The organism is Pseudarthrobacter sp. O4 (assembly GCF_050157025.1).
Taxonomy (GTDB): domain Bacteria; phylum Actinomycetota; class Actinomycetes; order Actinomycetales; family Micrococcaceae; genus Arthrobacter.
Window position 1 is genome coordinate 4,139,845 of record NZ_CP189591.1, and the last position, 25,077, is coordinate 4,164,921.

Genomic DNA, 25,077 nt, shown 5'->3' on the forward strand with positions numbered 1-25,077 from the left:
CTAGGGACACCGGCGCCAACGACGAAGTGACGGCCGGTAAACGGCCGTCACTTCGGGGCAAACACGTGGAGCGGCGCGGACGCCGGTAGCGGTACGGCCGCCTAGTAGCGGCGCGTCACTGTTGCCATCGGGCATTCGAAGTGCCGCCCGGCGGCGAGCCCGACGTCATTAAGATAGCGGACGATGATGCCGTAGGACTGCAGCAGCGTGGTTTCGGTGTAGGGAACCTGGTGCTTCTTGCAGTACTCACGGACGATCGTGGCGGCCTTGTCCAGCTGCGGGCGGGCCATGTCCGGGAAGAGGTGGTGCTCGGCCTGGCGGTTGAGGCCGCCCAGCAGGATGTCCATGAAGCGGCCGCCGGAGATGTTGCGGGACGTCAGGACCTGCCGGCTGAAGAAGTCCACCCGGCTGTCCGCGGGCAGGACCGGCATGCCCTTGTGGTTCGGGGCAAAAGAAGCCCCCATGTAGAAACCGAAGACTGCGAGCTGGACGCCGATGAACGCGAACGCCATGCCCAGCGGCAGGAAGGTGAAGGCCAGCACCGGGAGCAGGCTCAGGCGCGCCACGAGGATGGGGATTTCAACCCAGCGGTGCGTGACCTTGGCGCCGCGGAAGATGAACTTGACCGAATCGATCTGGAGCCCCAGGCCCACTAGGAACAGCAGCGGGAAGAAGAGCCAGCCCTGTTTGCGGGTCAGGAACGAGAACCGCCCCTGCCGGGTGGCCGCGGCTTCCTCGTGGAAGGCGATCGCGCCGGTGGCGATGTCCGGGTCCTTGGAGATGACGTTCGGATGGATGTGGTGCGCGCCGTGCTTCTGCTCCCACCAGGAGTAGCTCATGCCGGCCACGGAGGTGGCGAGCAGCCGGGCGGTCCAGTCGTTGGCGCGGCGGGAGGCGAAGATCTGCCGGTGCCCGGCCTCGTGGGCCAGGAAGCTCAGCTGCGTGCATAGGATGCCCAGGGCCGCCGCGATGAGGAGCTGGAACCAGCTGTCACCGATCAAAGCGAAACCGAACCAGGTCGCGGTCATCAGCAGTACCAGCACGGAAAAGACGGTGACGTAGAAACCGACACGGCGTTCCAGGAGACCGGCGGCCTTGACGCTCTTGAGCAGTTCCGAATAGCTGAGAACGACGGCGTTGGGCTGCCGGACCCGCGATTTTGGGCGCACAGAAGTTGTCGCAGTGGCAGGGAAAGTGGTGGTCATCTAGGGCGTGCCTCGTAACTGTTTCGGGTAACGCTGCATCCGACACTCGGACCGCACGGTCTGGATCACCCTTCTACCAAGCATACGGCCCGGGGCTTCGCTGGCCTCCCGGACCGGACCGGATCGGCTCTCGGCGGAACGCCGGGTAGGAGAAAAGCGGGCACACTCAAGCGCATGCATAAATATCGGCACCTATGCATACTCTTGCTGTATAGTGGTGGCTATGACTATTTCTGTTGCCGTCTCCGGGGCGAGCGGTTATGCCGGCGGCGAGGTCCTGCGGCTCCTCGCTGGTCATCCCGACGTTACGATCGGCGCCATCACGGCCCATAGCAACGCCGGTTCCAGACTAGGGGAACTGCAGCCGCATCTCCATGGTCTGGCCAGCCGCATCCTGGAGGACACCACGGTCGAGAACCTGTCCGGACACGACGTCGTGTTCCTGGCCCTGCCGCACGGCGCCTCCGCCGGGATCGCGGCCCAGCTGCCTGCCGGAACGGTCGTGATCGACGCCGGCGCCGACCACCGCCTGGCGGATCCGGCTGCCTGGGAAAAGTTCTACGGGTCCCCGCACGCCGGAACCTGGCCCTACGGTCTGCCGGAGCTGCCCGGCCAGCGCGACGCGCTCCGCGGCGCCACTCGGATCGCCGTCCCCGGCTGCTACCCGACGTCGGCCCTGCTGGCCCTCACCCCGGGCTTCAGCAACGGCCTCCTGCAGACGGACGACGTCGTGATCGTCTCCGCCTCCGGTACCTCCGGGGCCGGCAAGGCCGCCAAAGTCAACCTGATCGGCGCCGAGGTCATGGGCTCCATGAGTCCGTACGGCGTGGGCGGCGGACACCGGCACACGCCGGAGATCGAACAGGGCCTGTCCAAGGCCGCCGGCGGGCCGGTCACCGTCTCCTTTACGCCCACGCTGGCGCCCATGAGCCGCGGCATCCTCACCACGGCGACCGCGAAGATCCGGCGCCAGCCAGGACGCAGTGTGACGGCTGAGGAACTCCGCCGCGCCTGGAGTGAAGCGTACGACGACGAGCCGTTTGTCCACCTGCTCCCGGAAGGGCAGTGGCCCTCCACCAAGTCGGTGCAGGGATCCAATCACGCCGTGATGCAGTTGGCGCTCGACGAACACACCGGCCGCGTGATCATCACGTGCGCCATCGACAACCTGACGAAGGGGACCGCCGGCGGCGCCGTGCAGTCCATGAACATTGCCCTCGGCCTGGCGGAAACCGCAGGCCTCGAACTGCAGGGAGTCGCACCGTGAGCATCACCGCCCCCCAGGGATTCCGTGCCGCCGGCGTCACCGCCGGCCTCAAGGCCTCCGGCAACCCTGACCTGGCCCTCGTTGTCAACGACGGGCCCTCCAAGGCCGCCGCGGCCGTCTTCACCTCCAACCGCGTGGCCGCCGCCCCGGTGCACTGGTCCCGCGAGGTGGTCAAGGACGGCCGGGTGGACGCCGTCATCCTGAACTCCGGCGGCGCGAACGCCTGCACCGGTCCGCAGGGCTTCCAGAACACGCACACCACCGCGGAGAAGACCGCCGAAGCGCTCGGCGTGTCCGCCACGGACGTCGTGGTCTGCTCCACCGGCCTGATCGGCGAACAGCTCCCGATGGAGAAGATCCTTGCCGGGATCGGCGCCGCCTCGGCTGCACTGGACCCCGACGGCGGAGCCGCGGCCGCCACGGCGATCATGACGACGGACTCCGTGTCCAAACAGGCCGTCTTCACCGGCATGGACGCCGCAGGGAGCCAGTTCACCATCGGCGGCATGGCCAAGGGCGCCGGCATGCTCGCTCCCGGCCTCGCCACGATGCTGGTGGTCCTCACCACGGACGCCGACGTCCAGCCGGACATGCTCGACGTCGTACTCCGCGACGCCACCCGGGTCACCTTTGACCGGGCGGACTCCGACGGCTGTATGTCCACGAACGACACCGTGCTGCTGCTTGCCTCCGGTGCGTCCGGAGCCGTGCCGTCCGCCGTCGACTTCGGCACGGGCCTGACCCAGGTCTGCGCCGAGCTGGCCCGCAAGCTGATCGGCGACGCCGAGGGCGCCAGCCATGACATCGCGATCCGGACCTTCAACGCGGCCAGCGAGCGGGACGCGGAAACCGTCAGCCGCGCCGTCGCCCGCTCCAACCTGTTCAAGACCGCGATTTTCGGCAAGGACCCCAACTGGGGCCGCGTGCTCTCGGCAGTCGGCACCACGGATGCCGTTTTTGAACCCGACCAGCTGAACGTTTCCATGAACGGCGTACAGATCTGCCGCAACGGCAGCATCGGCGATGACCGCAACCTCGTGGACCTGGAACCGCGCGAGGTCCTCGTCGAGATCGACCTCCAGGCCGGCGACGCCGAAGCCACCATCCTGACCAACGACCTCACGCACGACTACGTCCATGAAAACAGCGCCTACTCCAGCTGACCCCCTGGAAGGACGAACAGTAGGACGAACAGTAGGACGAACGGTAGGACGAACGGTAGGACGAACGGTAGGACGAACAGTATGAACACCCAGACACGCGAGACCACATCCATGTCCGATGCCCAGAGCAAGGCCGGCACGCTGATCGAGGCACTGCCCTGGATCCAGCGCTTTGCCGGCAGCACCATGGTGATCAAGTACGGCGGAAACGCCATGGTCAACGATGAACTCCGGCGCGCATTCGCCGAGGACGTCGTCTTCCTTCACCATGTCGGCATCCACCCCGTCGTGGTGCACGGCGGTGGCCCCCAGATCAACGCCATGCTCAGCCGGCTCGGCATCGAATCCGAGTTCAAGGGCGGCCTGCGGGTCACCACCCCCGAGGCCATGGACGTGGTCCGCATGGTCCTCACCGGCCAGGTCGGCCGGGAACTCGTGGGCCTGATCAACTCGCACGGCCCCTACGCCGTGGGCATGTCCGGCGAGGACGGCGGCCTGCTCCGCGCCGTCCGCACGGGGACCGTCGTGGACGGCGAAGAAGTGGACCTGGGGCTCGTCGGCGAAGTCGTCGGCGTGAACCCCGAGGGCATCCTGGACATCGTCGCGGCCGGCCGGATCCCCGTGATCTCCACCGTCGCCCCGGAGATCTTCGATGACGGGAAACGCGACGGAGCAACAAAACAAGCGCAGACCACCGGGCAGGTGCTCAACGTCAACGCGGACACCGCCGCCGCGGCCCTCGCCGAAGCCCTCGGCGCTTCGAAACTGGTGATCCTGACCGACGTCGAGGGGCTCTTCGCCAACTGGCCGGACCGCTCCTCGCTGATTTCCTCGCTCACGGCCTCCGAGCTGCGCGAGCTCCTGCCGCGCCTGGAGTCCGGCATGATCCCCAAGATGGAAGCCTGCCTCAAAGCCGTCGAGGGCGGCGTGGAACGCGCGCACATCGTGGACGGTCGGCTGCCGCACTCGATGCTGCTGGAAACCTTCACGACCGCGGGCATCGGCACGCAGGTCGTCCCGGATGAGGAAGTAAAGGCATGAACCAGATCGCAAAGTCACCAGAGCTTACTGAAATCATCGAGACCAAGGGCCACGCCACCGGCGCGCAGTGGCTGTCCCGCTACTCCTCCTCGCTGCTGGGCGTCTTCGGCACCCCGCAGCGGGTCCTGGTCCGCGGCTCCGGCTGCCTCGTCTGGGACGCCGACGGCAAGGAATACCTGGATCTGCTCGGCGGGATCGCGGTCAACGCACTGGGCCACGCGCACCCCTTCGTCACCTCGGTGATCTCCAGCCAGCTTGCCACCCTGGGCCACGTCTCCAACTTCTTCACGAGCCCCACCCAGATCGCTTTGGCCGAACGGCTGCTGGAACTCAGCAAGGCCCCGGCCGGCTCGAAGGTGTTCTTCGCCAACTCCGGCACCGAGGCCGTCGAGGCCGCGTTCAAGCTGGCGCGCCGCAATACGGGCGCCAGCCCGAACGGTACGGAACAGCCCCGGACAAAGATCATCGCGCTCGAAGGGGCCTTCCACGGCCGCACCATGGGCGCCCTCGCGCTGACCGCGAAAGAGGCCTACCGGGCGCCGTTCGCGCCGCTGCCGGCCGGCGTCGTGCACATCCCCTTCGGTGACATCGACGCGCTCCGCGCTGAAGTGGACCACACCGTCGCCGCGGTGTTCCTCGAGCCGATCCAGGGCGAGGCGGGCGTCCGTCCGCTGCCCGCGGGCTACCTGCAGGCGGCCCGGGAAGCTACCAGCGCGGCCGGCGCGCTGCTGATCCTGGACGAGGTGCAGACCGGGATCGGCCGCACCGGCAAATGGCTCGCCAGCGAGGACGCCGGAATAGTGCCCGACGCCGTGACGCTCGCCAAGGGCCTGGGCGGCGGCTTCCCGATCGGCGCCCTCCTCACGTTCGGGCCCGAGGTCTCCTCGCTCCTGTCCGCCGGCCAGCATGGCACCACCTTTGGCGGCAACCCCGTCGCCACCGCCGCGGCACTGGCCACCCTGCATGTCCTCGAAAACCAGCAGGTCCTGGCCCACGTCCGGGACGTGGGGGAGCACCTGCGCTCGGGCCTCGCCGGGATCGACGGCGTGACCGAAGTCCGCGGTGAAGGGCTGCTGATCGGCTTCGACCTCGACGCCGACGTCGGCCCCGCCGTCGTGACGGCCGGCCTCGAGGCGGGCTTCATCGTCAACAGCCCCGGCCCGCACACCATCCGCCTCGCGCCGCCGCTGATCCTGACCACCGGCCAGGCCGACCGCTTCCTCGCGGCGCTGCCCGCCCTCCTCCAGACCGCAAAGGACGCCCAGTGAACGCCACAGCAGCCACCCGCCACTTCCTCAAGGACACGGACCTCAGCCCCGCCGAACAGGCCGAAGTCCTCGAGCTCGCCGTCCGGATGAAGGCCGCCCCCTACAGCGTGCAGCCGTTTGCGGCGGAAGGCAGCGGCCGCAAGACCGTCGCTGTCATCTTCGACAAGACCTCCACCCGGACCCGGGTCTCCTTCGCCACCGGCGTGGCGGACATGGGCGGCAACGCCCTCATCATCAACCCGGGCGAGGCGCAGATCGGCCACAAGGAATCGGTCGAGGACACCGCCAAGGTGCTCGAGCGCATGGTCTCCACCATCGTGTGGCGCACCGGCGCGCACTCGGGACTCGTCGCCATGGCGGAAAACTCGAAGGTCCCGGTGATCAACGCACTCTGCGACGACTACCACCCCTGCCAGCTGCTCGCCGACCTGCTGACCATCAAGGAACACAAGGGCGGGCTCAAGGGCCTCACCATGAGCTACCTCGGCGACTCCGCCAACAACATGGCCAACTCCTACCTGCTCGCCGGCGTCACGGCGGGCATGCACGTGCGTATCGCCGGCCCCGAGGGCTACCTGCCGTCCCCGGAGATCATCGCCGCCGCCGAGGACCGCGCAGCGGAAACCGGCGGCTCGGTGCTGGTCACCGTCGACGCCGCCGAAGCGCTGCTGGGCGCGGACGTCGTTGCCACCGACACCTGGGTGTCGATGGGCCAGGAGGACGAGAAGGAAGCCCGGCTGCGGCTGTTCCGCGACTACGCCGTGGATGAAGCGGCGATGAAGCTCGCGGCGCCGGACGCCGTCGTGCTCCACTGCCTGCCTGCCTACCGGGGCTACGAGATCGCCGCCGGGGTCATCGACGGAGCGCAGTCCGTGGTCTGGGACGAGGCCGAAAACCGGCTGCACGCCCAGAAGGCGCTGATGGCCTGGCTCATGCACCGCTCCGGCCTGGCCGTTGTTGACGGGCTCGACTAGTGTCCGTCCAGCCGAGCTCCCCGGGGGCCAGCCCGGCCACCAAGACGGCCCGGCAGGCGCGGATCACCGCGATCCTCACCGGTGAGTCGGTCCGCTCGCAGGCGGAACTGGCGGCACTGCTGGCGGACGACGGCGTCCAGGTCACCCAGGCCACCCTGTCCCGGGACCTCGTGGAACTGGGCGCGGTCCGGGTGCGCGGCAAGGACGGCGTGCTCGTCTACGCGGTGCCGGGGGAGGGCGGAGAACGCGCGGCCAGGAGCGGCGTCACCCAGGAGATCCTCGACGCTCGGCTGTCCCGGCTCTGCGGGGAGCTGCTGGTCACCGCCGAAGCATCCGCGAATATAGTGGTGCTCCGGACGCCGCCGGGCGCGGCCAATTTCCTTGCCCTCGCGATCGACCACTCGGTGATGCCTTCGATTCTTGGCACCATCGCCGGGGACGACACCGTGCTGCTGGTCACCCGCGATCCGCTCGGCGGCGCGGCCCTCGCGGCGCGCTTCCTCCAGTTCGCCGAGGAAGCCGGCCCCAGCCAGTAAGCTGCCCGGCTTTGTGACAGGCTTTCACCAGACAAACAAATAACCAACCAACAACTAAGGAGCATTTGAAGTGACTGAGCGTATTGTGCTGGCCTACTCCGGTGGCCTGGATACTTCCGTAGCCATCGGCTGGATCGGTGAAGCCACCGGAGCCGAGGTCATCGCCGTGGCGGTCGACGTCGGACAGGGCGGCGAGTCGCTGGAGACGATCCGCCAGCGTGCCTTGGGTTGCGGCGCCGTCGAAGCCTATGTGGCCGACGCGAGCGACGAGTTCGCCAATGAGTACTGCATGCCCACACTGAAGGCCAACGCCCTCTACCAGGGCCATTACCCGCTGGTCTCCGCGATCTCCCGCCCGGTGATCGTCAAGCACCTGGTCAAGGCAGCCCGCGAATTCGGCGCCACCACCGTGGCCCACGGCTGCACGGGCAAGGGCAACGACCAGGTCCGCTTCGAGGTCGGCATCCAGACCCTCGGCCCGGACCTGAAGTGCATCGCCCCGGTCCGCGACCTCGCCCTGACCCGCGACAAGGCCATCGCCTTCGCCGAGGAAAAGGGACTGCCGATCGAGACGACCAAGAAGAACCCGTACTCGATCGACCAGAACGTCTGGGGCCGCGCCGTCGAAACCGGCTACCTCGAGGACATCTGGAACGCCCCCACCAAGGACATCTACGACTACACCGCCACGCCGGAATTCCCGCCGGCCCCGGATGAGGTCACCATCTCCTTCGAAGCCGGCGTCCCGGTCGCGATCGACGGCGTCAAGGTCACCCCGCTGCAGGCCATCAAGGAACTCAACCGCCGCGCCGGCGCGCAGGGCGTCGGCCGGATCGACGTCGTCGAGGACCGCCTCGTCGGCATCAAGTCCCGCGAGATCTACGAGGCACCGGGCGCCATGGCGCTCATCACGGCGCACAAGCACCTCGAAGACATCACGATCGAACGCGAGCAGGCCCGCTTCAAGGCGACCGTCGGCCAGCGCTGGTCCGAACTGGTCTACGACGGACAGTGGTTCTCCCCGCTCAAGCGCTCCCTCGACGCCTTCATCGAGGACACCCAGCGCTACGTCACCGGCGACATCCGCATGGTGCTGCACGGCGGCCAGGCCATCGTCAACGGACGCCGCTCCGGGACCTCGCTCTACGACTTCGACCTCGCCACGTACGACACCGGCGACACCTTCGACCAGTCGATGGCTCGCGGCTTCATCGAGCTGTGGGGTATGTCCGCCAAGGTTGCCTCCAGCCGCGACCTCCGGGTCGCAGGGCAGTGAGTCAGCAGCAGGGCCCACGGGCGCAGGGGTCCCCGGCCGAGCGAAGCGAGGCCGGGGTGCGCTCGGGGACCAATGAAGGCGCGCTGTGGGGCGGCCGGTTCGCCGGCGGCCCCGCGGACGCCCTCGCCGCCCTGAGCAAGTCCACGCACTTTGACTGGCGGCTGGCCCGCTACGATATTGCCGGGTCCAAGGCGCACGCCCGCGTGCTGCACAAGGCCGGGCTGCTGGACGACGCCGAGCTCGAAGGCATGCTCGACGCCCTGGGCCGGCTGGACGACGACGTCGCCTCCGGCGCCTACCTGCCCGCGGAATCCGACGAGGACGTGCACGGGTCGCTGGAACGCGGGCTGATCGAGCGCGCCGGCACCCAGCTCGGCGGCAAGCTCCGCGCCGGACGGTCCCGCAACGACCAGGTGGCCACACTGGGGCGGATGTTCCTGCGCGACCACGCCCGGATCATCGCACGCGGTGTGCTCGCCACGATCGATGCCCTCGTGGAGCAGGCCAAGGTTCACCGGGGTGTGGCCATGCCGGGCCGCACCCACCTCCAGCACGCCCAGCCGGTGCTGCTCAGCCACCACCTTCTGGCCCACGCCTGGGCGCTGTTGCGCGACGTGCAGCGGCTCCAGGACTGGGACAAGCGCGCCGGTGTCTCGCCCTACGGCTCGGGCGCCCTTGCGGGCTCCTCGCTGGGGCTGGACCCTGAGGCCGTCGCAGCAGAGCTGGGTTTCTTCTCGGCGACGCACAACTCGATCGACGGCACCGCCTCCCGCGACGTCTTCGCCGAATTCGCCTGGATCACGGCCATGATCGGCGTGGACCTTTCCCGCGTCTCGGAGGAAGTCATCCTGTGGGCCACCAAGGAGTTCTCCTTCGTCACCCTGCACGATTCCTACTCCACCGGGTCCTCGATCATGCCGCAGAAGAAGAACCCTGACGTGGCGGAACTGGCACGCGGAAAGGCCGGCCGGCTGATCGGCAACCTGACCGGGCTGCTGGCCACGCTGAAAGGCCTGCCGCTCGCGTACAACCGCGACCTGCAGGAGGACAAGGAACCGGTCTTCGACGCCGCCGACACGCTGGAGGTCCTGCTCCCGGCGGTCTCCGGCATGATCGCGACGCTGACGTTCAACACGGAGCGGATGGAGTCGCTGGCACCGCAGGGCTTCGCGCTGGCGACGGACATCGCCGAATGGCTGGTCCGCCAGGGTGTCCCGTTCCGCGAGGCGCACGAGCTCTCCGGTGCCGCGGTCAAGCAGGCCGAAAGCCGCGGCGTCGAACTCTGGGACCTGACGGATGATGAATACGCCGCCATCTCGGAGCACCTGACGCCGGAGGTCCGCACCGTCCTGAGCACGGAGGGCTCGCTCAACAGCCGGAACTCCCAGGGCGGCACCGCCCCGGCCGCCGTCGAGCGCCAGCTGCTCTTCCTCGAAGGCGAGCTCGCCGGCGTCCGCGCGTACGCGGGGTAGCGACCGTTTCTGCGCGAGATGGCATTTCGCGGCAATGTTCTTCGATAACACTGCCGCGAAGTGGCGTCTCGCGGCGCTTAAGGTGGTTCCATGAGCGAATCCTTCCGACAGTACCTGCGCTCCCTGCCCGATTTCCCGGAGGAGCTCCCGGACTTCAATCCGGCCGCGGCCCACGCGGATCCGGCGGAGCTGTTCCGCCAGTGGCTGGCTGAGGCGCTGCAGGCCGGGGTTCCGCAGCCCAACGCGTGCAGCCTGGCCACTGCCGATGAGCAGGGCCGTCCCTCCGCCCGGATGCTGATCCTGAAGAACATCGACGCCGACGGCTGGCACTTTGCGTCCTCGCGGGCCTCCCGGAAAGGCCGTGAGCTCACGGCCAACCCGCACGCGGCGTTGAACTTCTACTGGCCGCAGCAGGGCCGGCAGGTCCGCGTCGTGGGCCCGGTGGCGGAGCTGGGCGCGGAGGCCTCCGCTGCCGACTGGCACAGCCGGCCCGGGGCGGACGGCAGCGACAATCGGGACTGGCAGCTCTACGCCATCCGGCCCCGCGAGATCGAATTCTGGCAGGCCCGTCACGACCGCCGGCACATCCGCCACCGCTTCGGTCCGGAGGAGCTGAGTTAATCCCGGTTAATCCGGGAGCTCGGCTAGGATGGGCGCTATGACCGAAATCACCCCGCAAGAGCTTCTGGAAGAACTTCACCGCGCCGCCGACGTCGTGGCCGGAATCACCGCCGAACTGACGGATCAGGGCGTCTTGGCGCCCTCGGAGCTGCCGGGCTGGACCCGCGGCCACGTGCTGGCCCATGTCGCCGGCATCGCCAACGCGATGGCCCGCCAGCTGGAATTCGCAGCCCGCGGCGAAAGCATCGAGCTCTACGACGGCGGATTCGAAGGCCGCACCCGCGCGATCGACATGGCCGCGGGCCACGGCATCGAGGAACACCGCGCCGATGTGGAGGCCGCCCTGGAACGGGCCCTGCGCGCCTTCGGGGCGCTGGATGCAGCCGGCTGGCAGGCCCCGATTACCTATCGCGGCGGAGTGGTGTTCGACGGCGGCCTGGCGCTCTGGCGCGAGCTCGTCATCCACGCCACCGACCTGGGCACGGGACGTGGTCCCGAGACCTGGAGCCGGCCGTTCTGCGAGCACCTCTTCGACTTCCTGGCCGCCCGGGTGCCGGCGGGCGAAAGGTTGGTGCTCCAGCCGCTGGGCCTCCCGCCGGTGGCCATCGGCAGCGGCGGCAAATCGACGGTGATCAACGGCATGCTGACCGACATCGCCGCCTGGCTCGCCGGCCGCAACCCCACCCTCGGCAGCCTGCGCGCCACTGCCGCGGCCGACGGCGTCGACCTTCCGGAGCTGCTGCCGTGGCCCGCCGGCGCGCCCGTCACCCGTTGACACTCACGCGAGGTGAGACTTCGCGCCCATGACTTTGCCTTCCAGGCATGGGCGCGAAGTCTCACCTCGACGCTGATTGCGGGAGGGCCAGGGCCGCCTGGTGTTCCCGGTCCAGCAGGCTTTCCTTGATGGCCAGTCCCCAGCGGAAGCCGCCCAGGGTGCCATCGGTCCGGATGACGCGGTGGCAGGGCACGAACAGTGCCGCCGCATTGAAGGCGCAGGCACTGGCCGCAGCCCGCACGGCCTTCACATTCCCGGACAGCTCCGCGTATTCCGTGTAGGTCACCGGATGCCCGGGCGTCACCGTCCGGAGCATGTCCCAGGCGTGGTTGCGGAACGGGCCGGACTTCTGCAACACCGGAACGCCCATGGCGGGGGCAGGATTGCCCGCGTAGAACTCCTCGACGGCGGCCGAGATTCCGCCGAGCTCGGTGACGGTCTGGTACTCGCCGGGGAGCAGCTCCGGATGGATCTGGCCGGTCAGTTCCCCCGGAACCGCGGTCCAGCCCGAGGCCAGCACCGTCCCGTCCCGGGCAATGATGGTGAAGGGGCCGTCGGGGGTGGACATGGTCAACAGCTGGGCTTTCATTGCGTCACTTTCTTCCGGGTGGGGGTCTTTGCCGGCGCGCCGGACAGTGTTGCAGCGCGCGCGGCGGCCTGCGCAGCTGAGGCCGCGCGCCAGAGGTGCATGGTGGCGTAGGAACGCCACGGGCTAAGCTCACGGAAATCAGGGCTCAGTTCCGGGCCATTCCTGCCTTGGGCGAGGGACCGGATGCCGTTCCGCACGGCAGCGTCACTGGCGAGGAAAACATCCGGGGCGCCGATCACGCGCATCGCGACATAGCCGACGGTCCACGGCCCGACGCCGGCCAGCGGAAGCAGCTTGGCCTCGAGCCCGGGCAGGTCGTCGCCGTAGCCGAAATCGAGGTCCCCTGAGGCCATCGCCGCGGCCGCCCCGCGGACGGAGTCGATGCGGGGCTCCCGGAGCAGTTCGAAACCGGACTCCGCGATCTGCGCCGCCGTCGGAAAGAGCCGGTGAAGGCCGTCGGCGGGAACCAGGCTTTCACTCCCGGCCGAGGACAGCTGGACGAGGGCCGTGCGTGCGGCAGCCACGGTGATCTGCTGTCCGATCATGGCCCGGACCAGCAGCTCCTGCGGGTCCACCGCTCCCGGCATCCGCATGCCAGGCGCGTTGGCGACGCTGGCGGCCAGCCGCGGATCCGCGGCCAGGGCAGTATCGATCGCGACCGGGTCGGCGTCGAGATCCAGCAGGCGGCGGACCCGGCTGAGCAGGGAGGGCAAGTCCCGCAGGTCAACGGCCCCGATCGTCAACACGAGCGGCCGGCCAGGGGCGCCGGCGTCGTAGTCCACCCGGAACCGGGCGTCCCCGTTTGCCAGCCGCAGGGTCCGGGCGTAGGAACGCGATGTTCCTTCCTCGATGCCGGGGATGGCGCGGACGGCGAGGAAGTCGAAGACGCCCGGATCAAACGGTTCACGGTAGGGGAGGTTCAAGGTCAGCGCCGTCGACGACACCGCGGTCAAGGCTGGCGCCTGGTGGCGCCGGGCGGTGGCCCGCAGCGCCGAGGGCGTCATCGCGAAAACCTCGCCTATGGTCTCGTTGAACTGGCGCACGCTGCTGAAGCCGGCGGCGAAGGCGATGTCGGCCACTTTCATGGACGTGGAGACGAGCAGGGTCCGGGCCGTCTGGGCACGGCTCGCCCGGGCCAGCGAGAGCGGCCCGGCTCCGAGCTCATGGCTCAGGATCCGGTTCAGCTGGCGGGAGGAATAGCCCAGCCGGGCGGCGAGCCCTTCGACGCCGTCGCGGTTGATCACGCCGTCGTTGATGAGGCGCATGGCGCGGCCCGCGATGTCCGAGCGAAGGTTCCACGCCGGCGTCCCGGGGACTGCCTCCGGCAGGCAGCGTTTACAGGCGCGGTAGCCCGCGTCGTGGGCCGCCGCCGACGTCTCGTAGAAGGTGACATTGCCCGCTTTGGGCGTCCGGGCGGGGCAGGAGGGCCGGCAGTAGATGCCGGTGGTCCGGACAGCGGTATAGAACTGCCCGTCGAAACGGGTGTCCCGGGCGTCGATTGCCCGGTAGCGCTGCCAGAAGTCCATGAGTTCATCCTGCCAGCTTCCCGGTACGGCTGCTAGCGGAAATCGGACACGGCCGTGGAGCAGTGCACGGGTCTTTGTTAAAGTCGGACCATGACGTCCAACCCGCCGCCTGCCGCGAGCCTGCGGGAGCTGCTGTCCGCCGATGCCCGGCAGGTGGCGCCGCTGCTGCTCGGCGCAGTCCTGACGTATGAGGGGCGCGACGGCACGGTCTCGGTCCGGATCACCGAGGTGGAGGCCTACATGGGTCCGCATGACTCCCGGCACCCCGACCCCGGTTCGCACACCTTTCGGGGCGCGACTGCCCGCACTGCACCGATGTTCGGCCCCGCCGGGCACCTCTACGTCTACTTCACCTACGGCATGCACCATTGCGCCAACATCGTCTGCGGTCCGGATGGCGTGGCCTCCGCGCTGCTGCTGCGGGCCGGCGAAGTCATCGAGGGGGAGGAGCTGGCACTCGCCCGGCGTCGGACGTCGAAGTCCCCCAAGGACCTGGCAAGCGGACCTGCACGGCTCGCCACCGCGCTCGGACTGACGACGGCGGACAGCGGCCGCGATGCGCTCGATGCCCCGTTCCGGCTTGAGCTGCCGCACACCCCTGCCACGGACATCAGCTCCGGGCCGCGGGTTGGCGTGTCCGGGGCCGGCGGCACGCACTACTATCCCTGGCGCTTCTGGCTCACCGGCGATCCGACCGTCTCCCGCTACAAGGCCGCGAAGGTGCGGACGGCGTAGCTGAGTGGGCAACCTGAGTCCTAAGCACCGGCAGTGGGGGATGATGAAGCCTTATGGGCGAGGGTAAACGTGGAAAACCAGCCAGCGAGCTCGAAAGGCTCCAGATTTTTGAGCCGCTGGCCACCGAGTACTTCCGAATGGTTGAGCTGTTCAAACCCGGTGGAGGACCGGTGGCCCTAAACTCCGTCGAGGGGGAGCGCAGGCACTGGGTGGAGCTCTTCCGTGCGGCGCTGTTGCGTAAATTTATCGTTCGTGATGAGCACGTTTCGCTCAAGCTAGTGGTGAGGGCCCTGCGCCTATGCAACTACACGGGGGACCGCAAAGTGGTTGAGGGCGCCGAACAAGTGGCTAGTCTCTTCACCGACGAGATGGTTGGGGACCGTCATACGTTGATGTCAGGACTCGCCCAATCTAATGAGCATGACCTTTTCGAAGACGTTCTCTATGGACGGCTCTTGCATGGTGACGCCGACAGGTTCCACCGTTCCGGATGGGCCGACGACTACGCCCGGATGAGTGCCGTAGCGGCCGGACGGTTCGACGCGGAGCGCGCGCTCAGGAAGGCGCTTGAAGTCGTCAGGTACGGGCTCGCGAATGAACTCCTGCAGTCCCCAGGTGTACCGACAGACGATACCCAGCCTCCGGCGAGCAACAGGTAGGTAGGTCTACAAGGCAGCGAAGGAGCGGAGCGCGCCCTGCTGCGCGTATAGCTGGACGATTCCCGACTCCTCGGTAGAATGCCTGCAAAAACGGACACATGCCGTCGGGTTGACCGGAATGGTTGTAGAATGGTTGGTCTGTCTTTTTCGATAGGGGAACGCCCGATGCACGACGCTGATTTGGCCCATGAACGCGACTATGTAGCCGGACTCTACGCCCGGCTCGATGAGTTGCGGGCAGAAAAGCGCGCCCAGCTGGCCCAGGTCCGCCGCGCCGGTGCCGTAGGTACCATGCAGAATGTCTCCGAGCGTGACGCGTTCGCGGCGCTCTATGAGGACCGCCTCGCCCAGCTCGATGCCGTTGACGACCGCCTGGTGTTCGGCCGGCTGGACCTCGATTCTGGGGAGGCGCAATACATCGGCCGCATCGGCCTGACCACGGAGGACCTCCAGCGCCTCATGGTGGACTGGCGCGCGCCGGAAGCCGGCCACTTCTACCAGGCCACCGCTTTCGACCGGCAGGGAGTCCGCCGGCGCCGGCACCTGATCCTGCAGGGCCGCGAGGTCAAAGCGATCGAGGATGACGTGCTCGACGCCGACATGCTCGCCGATGGCGATTCGCTCCAGGGCGAGGGCGCCCTGCTGGCAGCGCTCAATTCCAAGCGGACCGGCCGGATGTCGGACATCGTCGGGACCATCCAGTCCGAGCAGGACCGGATCATCCGCTCCTCGATTTCCGGCGCCCTCGTCGTCCAGGGCGGCCCGGGCACCGGCAAGACAGCCGTCGCCCTGCACCGCGCCGCCTACCTGCTGTACACCCACCGGGACCGCCTCAAGACCGCCGGCGTGCTTCTGGTGGGCCCGTCGTCGTCGTTCATGAAGTACATCGAGCGGGTGCTGCCCTCCCTCGGCGAGACCGGCGTCGTGATGGCCAGTGTGGGCCGGCTGATGCCCGGCATCCATGCTGTGGCTGAGCCGGAATCCGCCGTTGCCGCCATCAAAGGCCGGCTGGAGATGGCCCAGGTCGTCGCGAATGCCGTGGCCAACAGGCAGCGCATCCCCGCCGGGAACAGGGTCCTCGAAGTCGACGGGCGCAAGCTGCTCCTGACCCCGCGGCAGGTCCGCCGGGCCAGGGACAAGGCACGCGCCGCCGGCAAACCGCACAACGAGGCCCGTGTCTCGTTCGTCAAGATCCTGCTGCGCGAACTGACCGAACAGTTGACCGAACTGGTGGAGGCCGGAAGCATCGGCAACAACGCCGACCGCTCCTACCTGGCCGAGGACGTCCGCTCCGCCCGGGACGTCCGCATAGCCCTGAACCTGTGCTGGATGCCGATGACGCCCGAGAAGCTCGTGGGGGAGCTCCTGAGCAAGCCGGCCATCCTGGCGGCGTGCACACCGAACCTCAGCCCGGCCGAGCGCGCCCTGCTGCTCCGGCCCGCCGATTCACCGTGGACCGAGGCCGACGTGCCGCTGCTGGATGAGGCCGCCGAGCTGCTCGGCGAGCTTGACGCGGCGGCCGGCAGGGGACTGGCACAGCAGGAACAAGACCGCGCCCGCGATCTTGCCAACGCCAAGCAGACCCTGGTCAACATGGAAACCGCGGGAGTGGACGTCCTCATTTCCGCCGAGGATCTTGTGGACCAGAACCAGGAGCGCGAAGCCCGGCTGACCGCAGCGGAGCGAGCCACGACCGACCGCAGCTGGGCCTTCGGGCACATCGTGGTGGACGAGGCGCAGGAGCTCTCGCCGATGCAGTGGCGCCTCCTCGTGCGCCGTTGCCCGCTGAAGTCCTTCACGATCGTGGGGGACATTGCCCAGACCAGTTCCGTGGCCGGCGCAAATTCATGGCAGGGCGCCCTCGCCCCGATGTTCGGGGACCGCTGGCAGCTTGAGGAACTCACCGTCAACTACCGGACGCCGTCCCAGATTGCCGAAGCGGCCGCCCGGATGGCCAACGCGGCCGGGCTGGTTGTTTCCGCGCCCAAGGCTGTCCGTGAGGGACGCTGGTCGCCGATCATCGACCGGGTCGAGCCGGGCCAGATCGTCAGCAAACTTGTGGAGGTTCTCCCGCAGGAACTGGATGCCCTCGAGGGCGGCCTGCTGGCCGTGATCGCCGACGGCGACCTCCTCCCGGAGGCCACCGCCGCGCTGCGCGCCGTCTATGGCCGCCGCGTCGGGACGGATGCCGGCAGCTACGTGCAGGACATTGTGGTGATCAGCCCCCGCGAGGCCAAGGGCCTGGAGTTCGACGGCGTCGTGGTGCTGGAGCCGACGGCCATGCTCAACCATGAGCACGGCCGCGTCGGCGACCTCTATGTGGCTATGACCCGGCCCACCCAGCGGCTGCGGCTCATCGCCGCCGCCGGTGTGCCGGCCGGCATCGAGGACTGAACCTGCCGCCGTCGGCCGCTCCTGGCCGGCGGCGCTGCGGGGACACCGCGTCCCCTGACGGTCACACACGCTGAGCGGGTCCCGATCCTGCTAACTTAGATTCCGTGTCCCAGCTAAATGATCTCGATTCCCAGCAGAATGACCCAAGCTTCGCCAATATCTGGCAGGAGCTGAAATGGCGCGGCCTCGTCCACGTCTCCACGGATGAGGCGGAGCTGGAAAAGCTGCTCGCCGGGGACCCGATCACCTATTACTGCGGGTTCGATCCCACCGCGCCGAGCCTGCACCTGGGCAACCTGGTGCAGCTGCTGCTCATGCGCCGGATCCAGCTGGCCGGCCACAAGCCCCTGGGCCTCGTAGGCGGTTCCACCGGCTTGATCGGTGACCCGCGCCCGACGGCGGAGCGCACCCTCAACACCAAGGACACGGTTTCGGAGTGGGTCGGGTACTTGCAGGCCCAGGTCCGCCGTTTCCTGAGCTTCGAGGGCGATAACGCAGCCCGGATGGTCAACAACCTGGACTGGACGGCGCCGCTGAGCGCCATCGACTTCCTGCGCGACATCGGCAAGCACTTCCGTGTTGGCACCATGCTGCGCAAGGATGCCGTCGCGTCCCGCCTTGGCTCCGACGAGGGCATCAGCTACACGGAGTTCAGCTACCAGATCCTGCAGGGCCTGGACTACCTCCAGCTGTTCCGCGACTACGGCTGCGCGCTGCAGACCGGCGGCTCTGACCAGTGGGGCAACCTGACCAGCGGCACCGAACTCATCCGCAAAGTTGAGGGCAAGCATGTCCACGCACTGGGCACTCCCCTCATTACCAACTCCGACGGCACCAAGTTCGGCAAGAGCGAAGGCAACGCGATCTGGCTGGATCCGGACATGTGCAGCCCGTACGCTTTCTACCAGTTCTGGCTCAACACGGCGGACGCCGACGTCGCGGCGCGCCTTAAGGTGTTCACCTTCCTGAGCCGTTCCGAGATCGAAGCCCTGGAGGCTGCCATTGCGGAACGGCCGTTTGCCCGGGAGGGACAGCGGAAGCTGGCGTACGAAGTGACCTCCCTCGTGCACGGTGTGGACGCCACGGAGAAAGTCATCGCAGCATCGGCAGCACTGTTCGGCAACGGTGACCTGACCATGCTGGATGAGGCAACCCTGCAGGCCGCGACGTCAGAACTGCCCTCCGCCACCGTCGACGCCGGCGGGTTGGGAATCGTTGAACTGCTGGTGGCCTCCGGCCTGTCCGAGAGCAAGTCGGCGGCCCGTCGCACGGTGGGGGAAGGCGGGGCCTACGTGAACAACGCCAAGGTGTCGGATCCCGAGGCTGTTATCGCCCCCAGCCAGCTGCTGCACGGACGGTACCTGCTGCTGCGCCGGGGCAAGAAGAGCCTGGCAACTGTGGAAGTCTCCGCGACTTAGTCTTCGTCCTATCGTTCGGGCCTCCGGGTCGTTCGGTGTCCCGGCGCGTTTGCCGGCGTCCAAAAATGTCACCTACACGCTCCTTCCCCGCCGAGTTGCAAGGCAGGGGAGGAGCGTGTATTGTTTTCTGAGTCGCCGCCGCTGAGTGGCGACAAACCCCCACTAAATAGAGAAGCAATTTTTTCTGCGCATTGGCGCAGATATGAAGAATTGCTTCACATTTTGCTGGGCGGATTCGTTCCACCGGTAAATTTCGAGAGAATATCTTGGATTTGCAAAGTGGAAATGAATGAAATAAGCTCTAGATATCGCAGCGAAGAAAAGCGAAACACGGAATTCAAATGAATTGTTTCGACAAGTATTCGAATGTGTCTGTTGTTTGAGAACTCAATAGTGTGCCAAGTTTGTTGATACCAATTTGTTTATATGGATTGGTTGAATTTGCCGGGCCCGCCACCCCGTGGTGTGGTCTGGTGTTTTTGGCTGGTTTCAAATTTTGTGCAGCCTTCGCGTCCCGTTTTCCCGGGGGTGTTGGTTGTGTCTGTTTTTGTTTTACTTCAACGGAGAGTTTGATCCTGGCTCAGGATGAACGCTGGCGGCGTGCTTAACACATGCAAGTCGAACGATGACCCGGTGCTTGCACCGGTGATTAGTGGCGAACGGGTGAGTAACACGTGAGTAACCTGCCCTTAACTCTGGGATAAGCCTGGGAAACTGGGTCTAATACCGGATATGACTCCTCATCGCATGGTGGGGGGTGGAAAGCTTTATTGTGGTTTTGGATGGACTCGCGGCCTATCAGCTTGTTGGTGAGGTAATGGCTCACCAAGGCGACGACGGGTAGCCGGCCTGAGAGGGTGACCGGCCACACTGGGACTGAGACACGGCCCAGACTCCTACGGGAGGCAGCAGTGGGGAATATTGCACAATGGGCGCAAGCCTGATGCAGCGACGCCGCGTGAGGGATGACGGCCTTCGGGTTGTAAACCTCTTTCAGTAGGGAAGAAGCGAAAGTGACGGTACCTGCAGAAGAAGCGCCGGCTAACTACGTGCCAGCAGCCGCGGTAATACGTAGGGCGCAAGCGTTATCCGGAATTATTGGGCGTAAAGAGCTCGTAGGCGGTTTGTCGCGTCTGCCGTGAAAGTCCGGGGCTCAACTCCGGATCTGCGGTGGGTACGGGCAGACTAGAGTGATGTAGGGGAGACTGGAATTCCTGGTGTAGCGGTGAAATGCGCAGATATCAGGAGGAACACCGATGGCGAAGGCAGGTCTCTGGGCATTAACTGACGCTGAGGAGCGAAAGCATGGGGAGCGAACAGGATTAGATACCCTGGTAGTCCATGCCGTAAACGTTGGGCACTAGGTGTGGGGGACATTCCACGTTTTCCGCGCCGTAGCTAACGCATTAGTGCCCCGCCTGGGGAGTACGGCCGCAAGGCTAAAACTCAAAGGAATTGACGGGGGCCCGCACAAGCGGCGGAGCATGCGGATTAATTCGATGCAACGCGAAGAACCTTACCAAGGCTTGACATGAACCGGAAACGCCTGGAAACAGGTGCCCCGCTTGCGGTCGGTTTACAGGTGGTGCATGGTTGTCGTCAGCTCGTGTCGTGAGATGTTGGGTTAAGTCCCGCAACGAGCGCAACCCTCGTTCTATGTTGCCAGCGCGTGATGGCGGGGACTCATAGGAGACTGCCGGGGTCAACTCGGAGGAAGGTGGGGACGACGTCAAATCATCATGCCCCTTATGTCTTGGGCTTCACGCATGCTACAATGGCCGGTACAAAGGGTTGCGATACTGTGAGGTGGAGCTAATCCCAAAAAGCCGGTCTCAGTTCGGATTGGGGTCTGCAACTCGACCCCATGAAGTCGGAGTCGCTAGTAATCGCAGATCAGCAACGCTGCGGTGAATACGTTCCCGGGCCTTGTACACACCGCCCGTCAAGTCACGAAAGTTGGTAACACCCGAAGCCGGTGGCCTAACCCCTTGTGGGAGGGAGCTGTCGAAGGTGGGACTGGCGATTGGGACTAAGTCGTAACAAGGTAGCCGTACCGGAAGGTGCGGCTGGATCACCTCCTTTCTAAGGAGCACCTACAAACGTTCCGCCCGTGTATGCGGGGTGTGGGGTTTGTCAGGAGTACGCCCGTTGCGCAGACGCTAGTTCTGCGGCGGGTGCTCACGGGTGGAATATCAGCAGATAGCGGCCGCGTGTTCTTCTCCTTACCCAGTACGGATCCTCTCTTGAGGGGTTCCTGGAACGGTGCGGGGGCGGGTTGCATGCGGTTTAGTGTTTGGCACACTGTTGGGTCCTGAGGCAACAGGACCATGGCACGGCCGGGTTTCCTTACGGGGAGGCTTGGTTGTGGTGTGGGTTTTGTTTGTTTCTGGTTTCCTGGCTGCACCGATCATACGGTTGTGCCCCTTATGCGGGGGTTCGTGTGGGGTGTGTGGTACGGGGTTGTTGTTTGAGAACTACATAGTGGACGCGAGCATCTTTTATAAGAAGCAATTTCCAAGAATATGAACCTGGATCTGTTGTTCTGCCTTTCGGGGTGGAGTGATGGTTTTCATGGTTCTCTCGTGAATTAGTTTTTTGATCTTTTGTGGTCAAGTTTTTAAGAGCACACGGTGGATGCCTTGGCATTAGGAGCCGAAGAAGGACGTAGGAATCTGCGATAAGCCTGGGGGAGTCGATAACCGGACTGTGATCCCAGGGTGTCCGAATGGGGAAACCCCGCCGGGGGCGCGAGCTGCCCGGTGACCCGCATCTGAACACATAGGGTGTGTGGGGGGAACGCGGGGAAGTGAAACATCTCAGTACCCGCAGGAAGAGAAAACAATAGTGATTCCGTCAGTAGTGGCGAGCGAACGCGGATCAGGCTAAACCGTTCCATGTGTGATAGCCGGCGGGCGTTGCATGGTCGGGGTTGTGGGACTTCCCGTTCTGTCTCTGCCGGGACAGTGGGGTGAGTAGTACAGGCATAGGTGAACGGTCTTGAAAGGCCGGCCAGAGAGGGTGTGAGCCCCGTAACCGAAATGTTGTGTACCGCCTGGTGAAGTATCCCAAGTAGCACGGGGCCCGAGAAATCCCGTGTGAATCTGTCAGGACCACCTGATAAGCCTAAATACTCCCTAATGACCGATAGCGGACCAGTACCGTGAGGGAAAGGTGAAAAGTACCCCGGGAGGGGAGTGAAACAGTACCTGAAACCGTGTGCTTACAATCCGTCGGAGCAACCGCAGCTTGCTGTGTAGTTGTGACGGCGTGCCTTTTGAAGAATGAGCCTGCGAGTTAGTGTTACGTCGCGAGGTTAACCCGTGTGGGGAAGCCGTAGCGAAAGCGAGTCTGAACAGGGCGTTGCAGTGGCGTGATCTAGACCCGAAGCGAAGTGATCTACCCATGGCCAGGTTGAAGCGACGGTAAGACGTCGTGGAGGACCGAACCCACTTCAGTTGAAAATGGAGGGGATGAGCTGTGGGTAGGGGTGAAAGGCCAATCAAACTTCGTGATAGCTGGTTCTCCCCGAAATGCATTTAGGTGCAGCGTTGCGTGTTTCTTACCGGAGGTAGAGCTACTGGATGGCTAATGGGCCCTACAAGGTTACTGACGTCAGCCAAACTCCGAATGCCGGTAAGTGAGAGCGCAGCAGTGAGACTGTGGGGGATAAGCTTCATAGTCGAGAGGGAAACAGCCCAGACCACCAACTAAGGCCCCTAAGCGTGTGCTAAGTGGGAAAGGATGTGGAGTTGCGAAGACAACCAGGAGGTTGGCTTAGAAGCAGCCATCCTTAAAAGAGTGCGTAATAGCTCACTGGTCAAGTGATTCCGCGCCGACAATGTAGCGGGGCTCAAGTACACCGCCGAAGTTGTGGATTTCAGATGATAGCCAAGCCGCCCCCTCGTGGGGTTGGTTCAGGCGTCTGGAGTGGTAGGGGAGCGTCGTGTGGGCAGTGAAGTCGCGGTGTAAACCAGCGGTGGAGCCTACACGAGTGAGAATGCAGGCATGAGTAGCGAAAGACGGGTGAGAAACCCGTCCGCCGAATGATCAAGGGTTCCAGGGTCAAGCTAATCTGCCCTGGGTAAGTCGGGACCTAAGGCGAGGCCGACAGGCGTAGTCGATGGACAACGGGTTGATATTCCCGTACCGGCGAAGAACCGCCCATGCTGAACGGGGGACACTAACCGCCCGAAACCTGCCTGACCGCCCTTCGGGGCGGGAGGGTTTTGGTGGAGCGCGGGACCTGATCCCGGGAGGCAAGCGTATTAACAGGTGTGACGCAGGAAGGTAGCCGAGCCGGGCGATGGTTGTCCCGGTCTAAGGAGGTAGGGCGAACGGTAGGCAAATCCGCCGTTCATGATGCCTGAGATCTGATGGGACCCCCTCACGGGGGGATTCGGTGATCCTATGCTGCCGAGAAAAGCATCGACGCGAGGTTCCAGCCGCCCGTACCCCAAACCGACACAGGTGATCAGGTAGAGAATACTAAGGCGATCGAGAGAATTATGGTTAAGGAACTCGGCAAAATGCCCCCGTAACTTCGGGAGAAGGGGGGCCCCCATCGTGATGGACACTAGCTGTCCGGAGCGTGCAGGGGCCGCAGAGACCAGGGGGAAGCGACTGTTTACTAAAAACACAGGTCCGTGCGAAGTCGCAAGACGATGTATACGGACTGACTCCTGCCCGGTGCTGGAAGGTTAAGAGGACCGGTTAGCCGCAAGGCGAAGCTGAGAATTCAAGCCCCAGTAAACGGCGGTGGTAACTATAACCATCCTAAGGTAGCGAAATTCCTTGTCGGGTAAGTTCCGACCTGCACGAATGGAGTAACGACTTCCCCGCTGTCTCAACCATAAACTCGGCGAAATTGCAGTACGAGTAAAGATGCTCGTTACGCGCAGCAGGACGGAAAGACCCCGAGACCTTTACTATAGTTTGGTATTGGTGTTCGGAGTGGCTTGTGTAGGATAGGTGGGAGACGTTGAAGCCCGGACGCCAGTCCGGGTGGAGTCATCGTTGAAATACCACTCTGGTCACTTTGGACATCTAACTTCGGCCCGTAATCCGGGTCAGGGACAGTGCCTGATGGGTAGTTTAACTGGGGCGGTTGCCTCCTAAAAAGTAACGGAGGCGCCCAAAGGTTCCCTCAGCCTGGTTGGCAATCAGGTGTCGAGTGTAAGTGCACAAGGGAGCTTGACTGTGAGAGAGACATCTCGAGCAGGGACGAAAGTCGGGACTAGTGATCCGGCGGTACATTGTGGAATGGCCGTCGCTCAACGGATAAAAGGTACCTCGGGGATAACAGGCTGATCTTGCCCAAGAGTCCATATCGACGGCATGGTTTGGCACCTCGATGTCGGCTCGTCGCATCCTGGGGCTGGAGTAGGTCCCAAGGGTTGGGCTGTTCGCCCATTAAAGCGGTACGCGAGCTGGGTTTAGAACGTCGTGAGACAGTTCGGTCCCTATCCGCTGCGCGCGCAGGAAATTTGAGAAGGGCTGTCCTTAGTACGAGAGGACCGGGACGGACGAACCTCTGGTGTGTCAGTTGTACTGCCAAGTGCACCGCTGATTAGCTACGTTCGGATGGGATAACCGCTGAAAGCATCTAAGCGGGAAGCTCGCTTCGAGATGAGATTTCCATACACCTTGTGTGTGAGAGGCCCCCAGCCAGACCACTGGGTTGATAGGCCGGATGTGGAAGCGAGGACTAACGACTCGTGAAGCTGACCGGTACTAATAGGCCGATAACTTACACCACACACTCTCTTCGTGAACGGATTCAAAAGACGTTCACACCATGGGGAGGGTACAAAGAAACAAGACTGCTTGCGTCCACTATGTGGTTCCCAGACAACAAACCCGTTCACACGGCATGTTGTCCCAGGAACCGACAACTGAATAACAACACCACAGTTGTAACACCAGATTTCCCACCCCCACAGGCCACGGCCAGGAGGGTCGGGAGCAAGGGTTACGGCGGTCATAGCGTGGGGGAAACGCCCGGTCCCATTCCGAACCCGGAAGCTAAGACCCACAGCGCCGATGGTACTGCACCCGGGAGGGTGTGGGAGAGTAGGTCACCGCCGGACAACCATTAAACACGGTCGAGAGCCTCCAGACACAGTCCGGAGGCTCTCCCGCATTTAACGGCTTGTATCTGA

General features: G+C 65.1%; 17 protein-coding genes and 3 rRNA genes. 17 read left to right on the forward strand and 3 right to left on the reverse strand.

Features of this window, described 5'->3' with window-relative positions; translation table 11 throughout:
• Positions 1 to 101 precede the first annotated feature (101 nt).
• Positions 102 to 1,205: a fatty acid desaturase family protein gene (locus ACQCSU_RS19175; RefSeq protein ID WP_426976859.1), complete on the reverse strand. Its 1,104-nt coding sequence runs from the start codon at positions 1,203 to 1,205 to the stop codon at positions 102 to 104.
• Positions 1,206 to 1,428: 223 nt separating this feature from the next.
• On the opposite strand from ACQCSU_RS19175, the gene argC reads away from it, so the two are divergent.
• The 10 genes from argC (at position 1,429) to ACQCSU_RS19225 (ending at position 11,598) form a co-directional block, all read left to right on the forward strand.
• A complete protein-coding gene (argC, locus tag ACQCSU_RS19180) occupies positions 1,429 to 2,472 on the forward strand; it encodes an N-acetyl-gamma-glutamyl-phosphate reductase (RefSeq protein WP_426976860.1) in 1,044 nt (347 codons plus the stop codon).
• Positions 2,469 to 3,635, forward strand: coding sequence for a bifunctional glutamate N-acetyltransferase/amino-acid acetyltransferase ArgJ (argJ, locus tag ACQCSU_RS19185; RefSeq protein ID WP_426976861.1), 1,167 nt, complete (start codon positions 2,469 to 2,471; stop codon positions 3,633 to 3,635). Before argC ends, argJ begins: the two co-directional genes overlap by 4 nt.
• 81 nt (positions 3,636 to 3,716) lie before the next feature.
• Positions 3,717 to 4,676, forward strand: a complete 960-nt coding sequence (argB, locus tag ACQCSU_RS19190) for an acetylglutamate kinase (protein WP_426976862.1) — start codon at positions 3,717 to 3,719, stop codon at positions 4,674 to 4,676.
• Complete coding sequence (locus ACQCSU_RS19195; protein WP_426976863.1) at positions 4,673 to 5,944, forward strand: acetylornithine transaminase; 1,272 nt, start codon at positions 4,673 to 4,675, stop codon at positions 5,942 to 5,944. The genes argB and ACQCSU_RS19195 overlap by 4 nt, the downstream gene beginning before the upstream one ends.
• Positions 5,941 to 6,918: an ornithine carbamoyltransferase gene (argF, locus tag ACQCSU_RS19200; RefSeq protein ID WP_426976864.1), complete on the forward strand. Its 978-nt coding sequence runs from the start codon at positions 5,941 to 5,943 to the stop codon at positions 6,916 to 6,918. The genes ACQCSU_RS19195 and argF overlap by 4 nt, the downstream gene beginning before the upstream one ends.
• Positions 6,918 to 7,454, forward strand: coding sequence for an arginine repressor (locus tag ACQCSU_RS19205; RefSeq protein ID WP_426976866.1), 537 nt, complete (start codon positions 6,918 to 6,920; stop codon positions 7,452 to 7,454). Before argF ends, ACQCSU_RS19205 begins: the two co-directional genes overlap by 1 nt.
• 70 nt (positions 7,455 to 7,524) lie before the next feature.
• Positions 7,525 to 8,730: an argininosuccinate synthase gene (locus ACQCSU_RS19210; protein WP_426976867.1), complete on the forward strand. Its 1,206-nt coding sequence runs from the start codon at positions 7,525 to 7,527 to the stop codon at positions 8,728 to 8,730.
• Entirely contained in the window at positions 8,727 to 10,202 is a 1,476-nt protein-coding gene (gene argH / locus ACQCSU_RS19215) for an argininosuccinate lyase (protein ID WP_426976868.1), read from the forward strand. The genes ACQCSU_RS19210 and argH overlap by 4 nt, the downstream gene beginning before the upstream one ends.
• Positions 10,203 to 10,292: 90 nt before the next feature.
• Positions 10,293 to 10,823 carry a pyridoxine/pyridoxamine 5'-phosphate oxidase gene (locus ACQCSU_RS19220; RefSeq protein WP_426976869.1) on the forward strand — a complete coding sequence of 177 codons (531 nt, stop codon included), beginning with the start codon at positions 10,293 to 10,295 and terminating at the stop codon, positions 10,821 to 10,823.
• Positions 10,824 to 10,860: 37 nt separating this feature from the next.
• On the forward strand, positions 10,861 to 11,598 hold the full coding sequence (locus ACQCSU_RS19225) for a maleylpyruvate isomerase family mycothiol-dependent enzyme (RefSeq protein ID WP_426976870.1): 738 nt from the start codon (positions 10,861 to 10,863) through the stop codon (positions 11,596 to 11,598).
• Positions 11,599 to 11,659: 61 nt separating this feature from the next.
• Here ACQCSU_RS19225 and ACQCSU_RS19230 read toward each other — a convergent pair whose 3' ends face one another.
• Positions 11,660 to 12,187 (reverse strand): methylated-DNA--[protein]-cysteine S-methyltransferase, encoded by a 528-nt coding sequence (locus ACQCSU_RS19230; RefSeq protein ID WP_426976872.1) that lies wholly within the window; start codon positions 12,185 to 12,187, stop codon positions 11,660 to 11,662.
• On the reverse strand, positions 12,184 to 13,713 hold the full coding sequence (locus ACQCSU_RS19235) for an AlkA N-terminal domain-containing protein (protein WP_426976873.1): 1,530 nt from the start codon (positions 13,711 to 13,713) through the stop codon (positions 12,184 to 12,186). Before ACQCSU_RS19235 ends, ACQCSU_RS19230 begins: the two co-directional genes overlap by 4 nt.
• Positions 13,714 to 13,803: 90 nt before the next feature.
• Here ACQCSU_RS19235 and ACQCSU_RS19240 point away from each other — a divergent pair, with 90 nt between their 5' ends.
• The 7 genes from ACQCSU_RS19240 to rrf all read left to right on the forward strand — a co-directional run bounded on the left by ACQCSU_RS19240 (position 13,804) and on the right by rrf (position 25,005).
• A complete protein-coding gene (locus ACQCSU_RS19240; RefSeq protein WP_426976874.1) occupies positions 13,804 to 14,448 on the forward strand; it encodes a DNA-3-methyladenine glycosylase in 645 nt (214 codons plus the stop codon).
• A gap of 53 nt (positions 14,449 to 14,501) precedes the next feature.
• On the forward strand, positions 14,502 to 15,107 hold the full coding sequence (locus ACQCSU_RS19245; protein ID WP_426976876.1) for a hypothetical protein: 606 nt from the start codon (positions 14,502 to 14,504) through the stop codon (positions 15,105 to 15,107).
• A gap of 165 nt (positions 15,108 to 15,272) precedes the next feature.
• Entirely contained in the window at positions 15,273 to 17,501 is a 2,229-nt protein-coding gene (locus tag ACQCSU_RS19250) for a HelD family protein (protein WP_426976877.1), read from the forward strand.
• Positions 17,502 to 17,605: 104 nt separating this feature from the next.
• Positions 17,606 to 18,919 carry a tyrosine--tRNA ligase gene (tyrS, locus tag ACQCSU_RS19255; RefSeq protein ID WP_426976879.1) on the forward strand — a complete coding sequence of 438 codons (1,314 nt, stop codon included), beginning with the start codon at positions 17,606 to 17,608 and terminating at the stop codon, positions 18,917 to 18,919.
• Positions 18,920 to 19,476: 557 nt separating this feature from the next.
• Positions 19,477 to 21,001 (forward strand): 16S ribosomal RNA (locus ACQCSU_RS19260).
• Positions 21,002 to 21,526: 525 nt separating this feature from the next.
• A 23S ribosomal RNA gene (locus ACQCSU_RS19265) occupies positions 21,527 to 24,674 on the forward strand.
• A 214-nt stretch (positions 24,675 to 24,888) separates the two neighbouring features.
• Positions 24,889 to 25,005, forward strand: a 5S ribosomal RNA gene (gene rrf, locus ACQCSU_RS19270).
• Together the 16S, 23S and 5S rRNA genes form the textbook arrangement of a ribosomal RNA operon.
• Positions 25,006 to 25,077 lie beyond the last annotated feature (72 nt).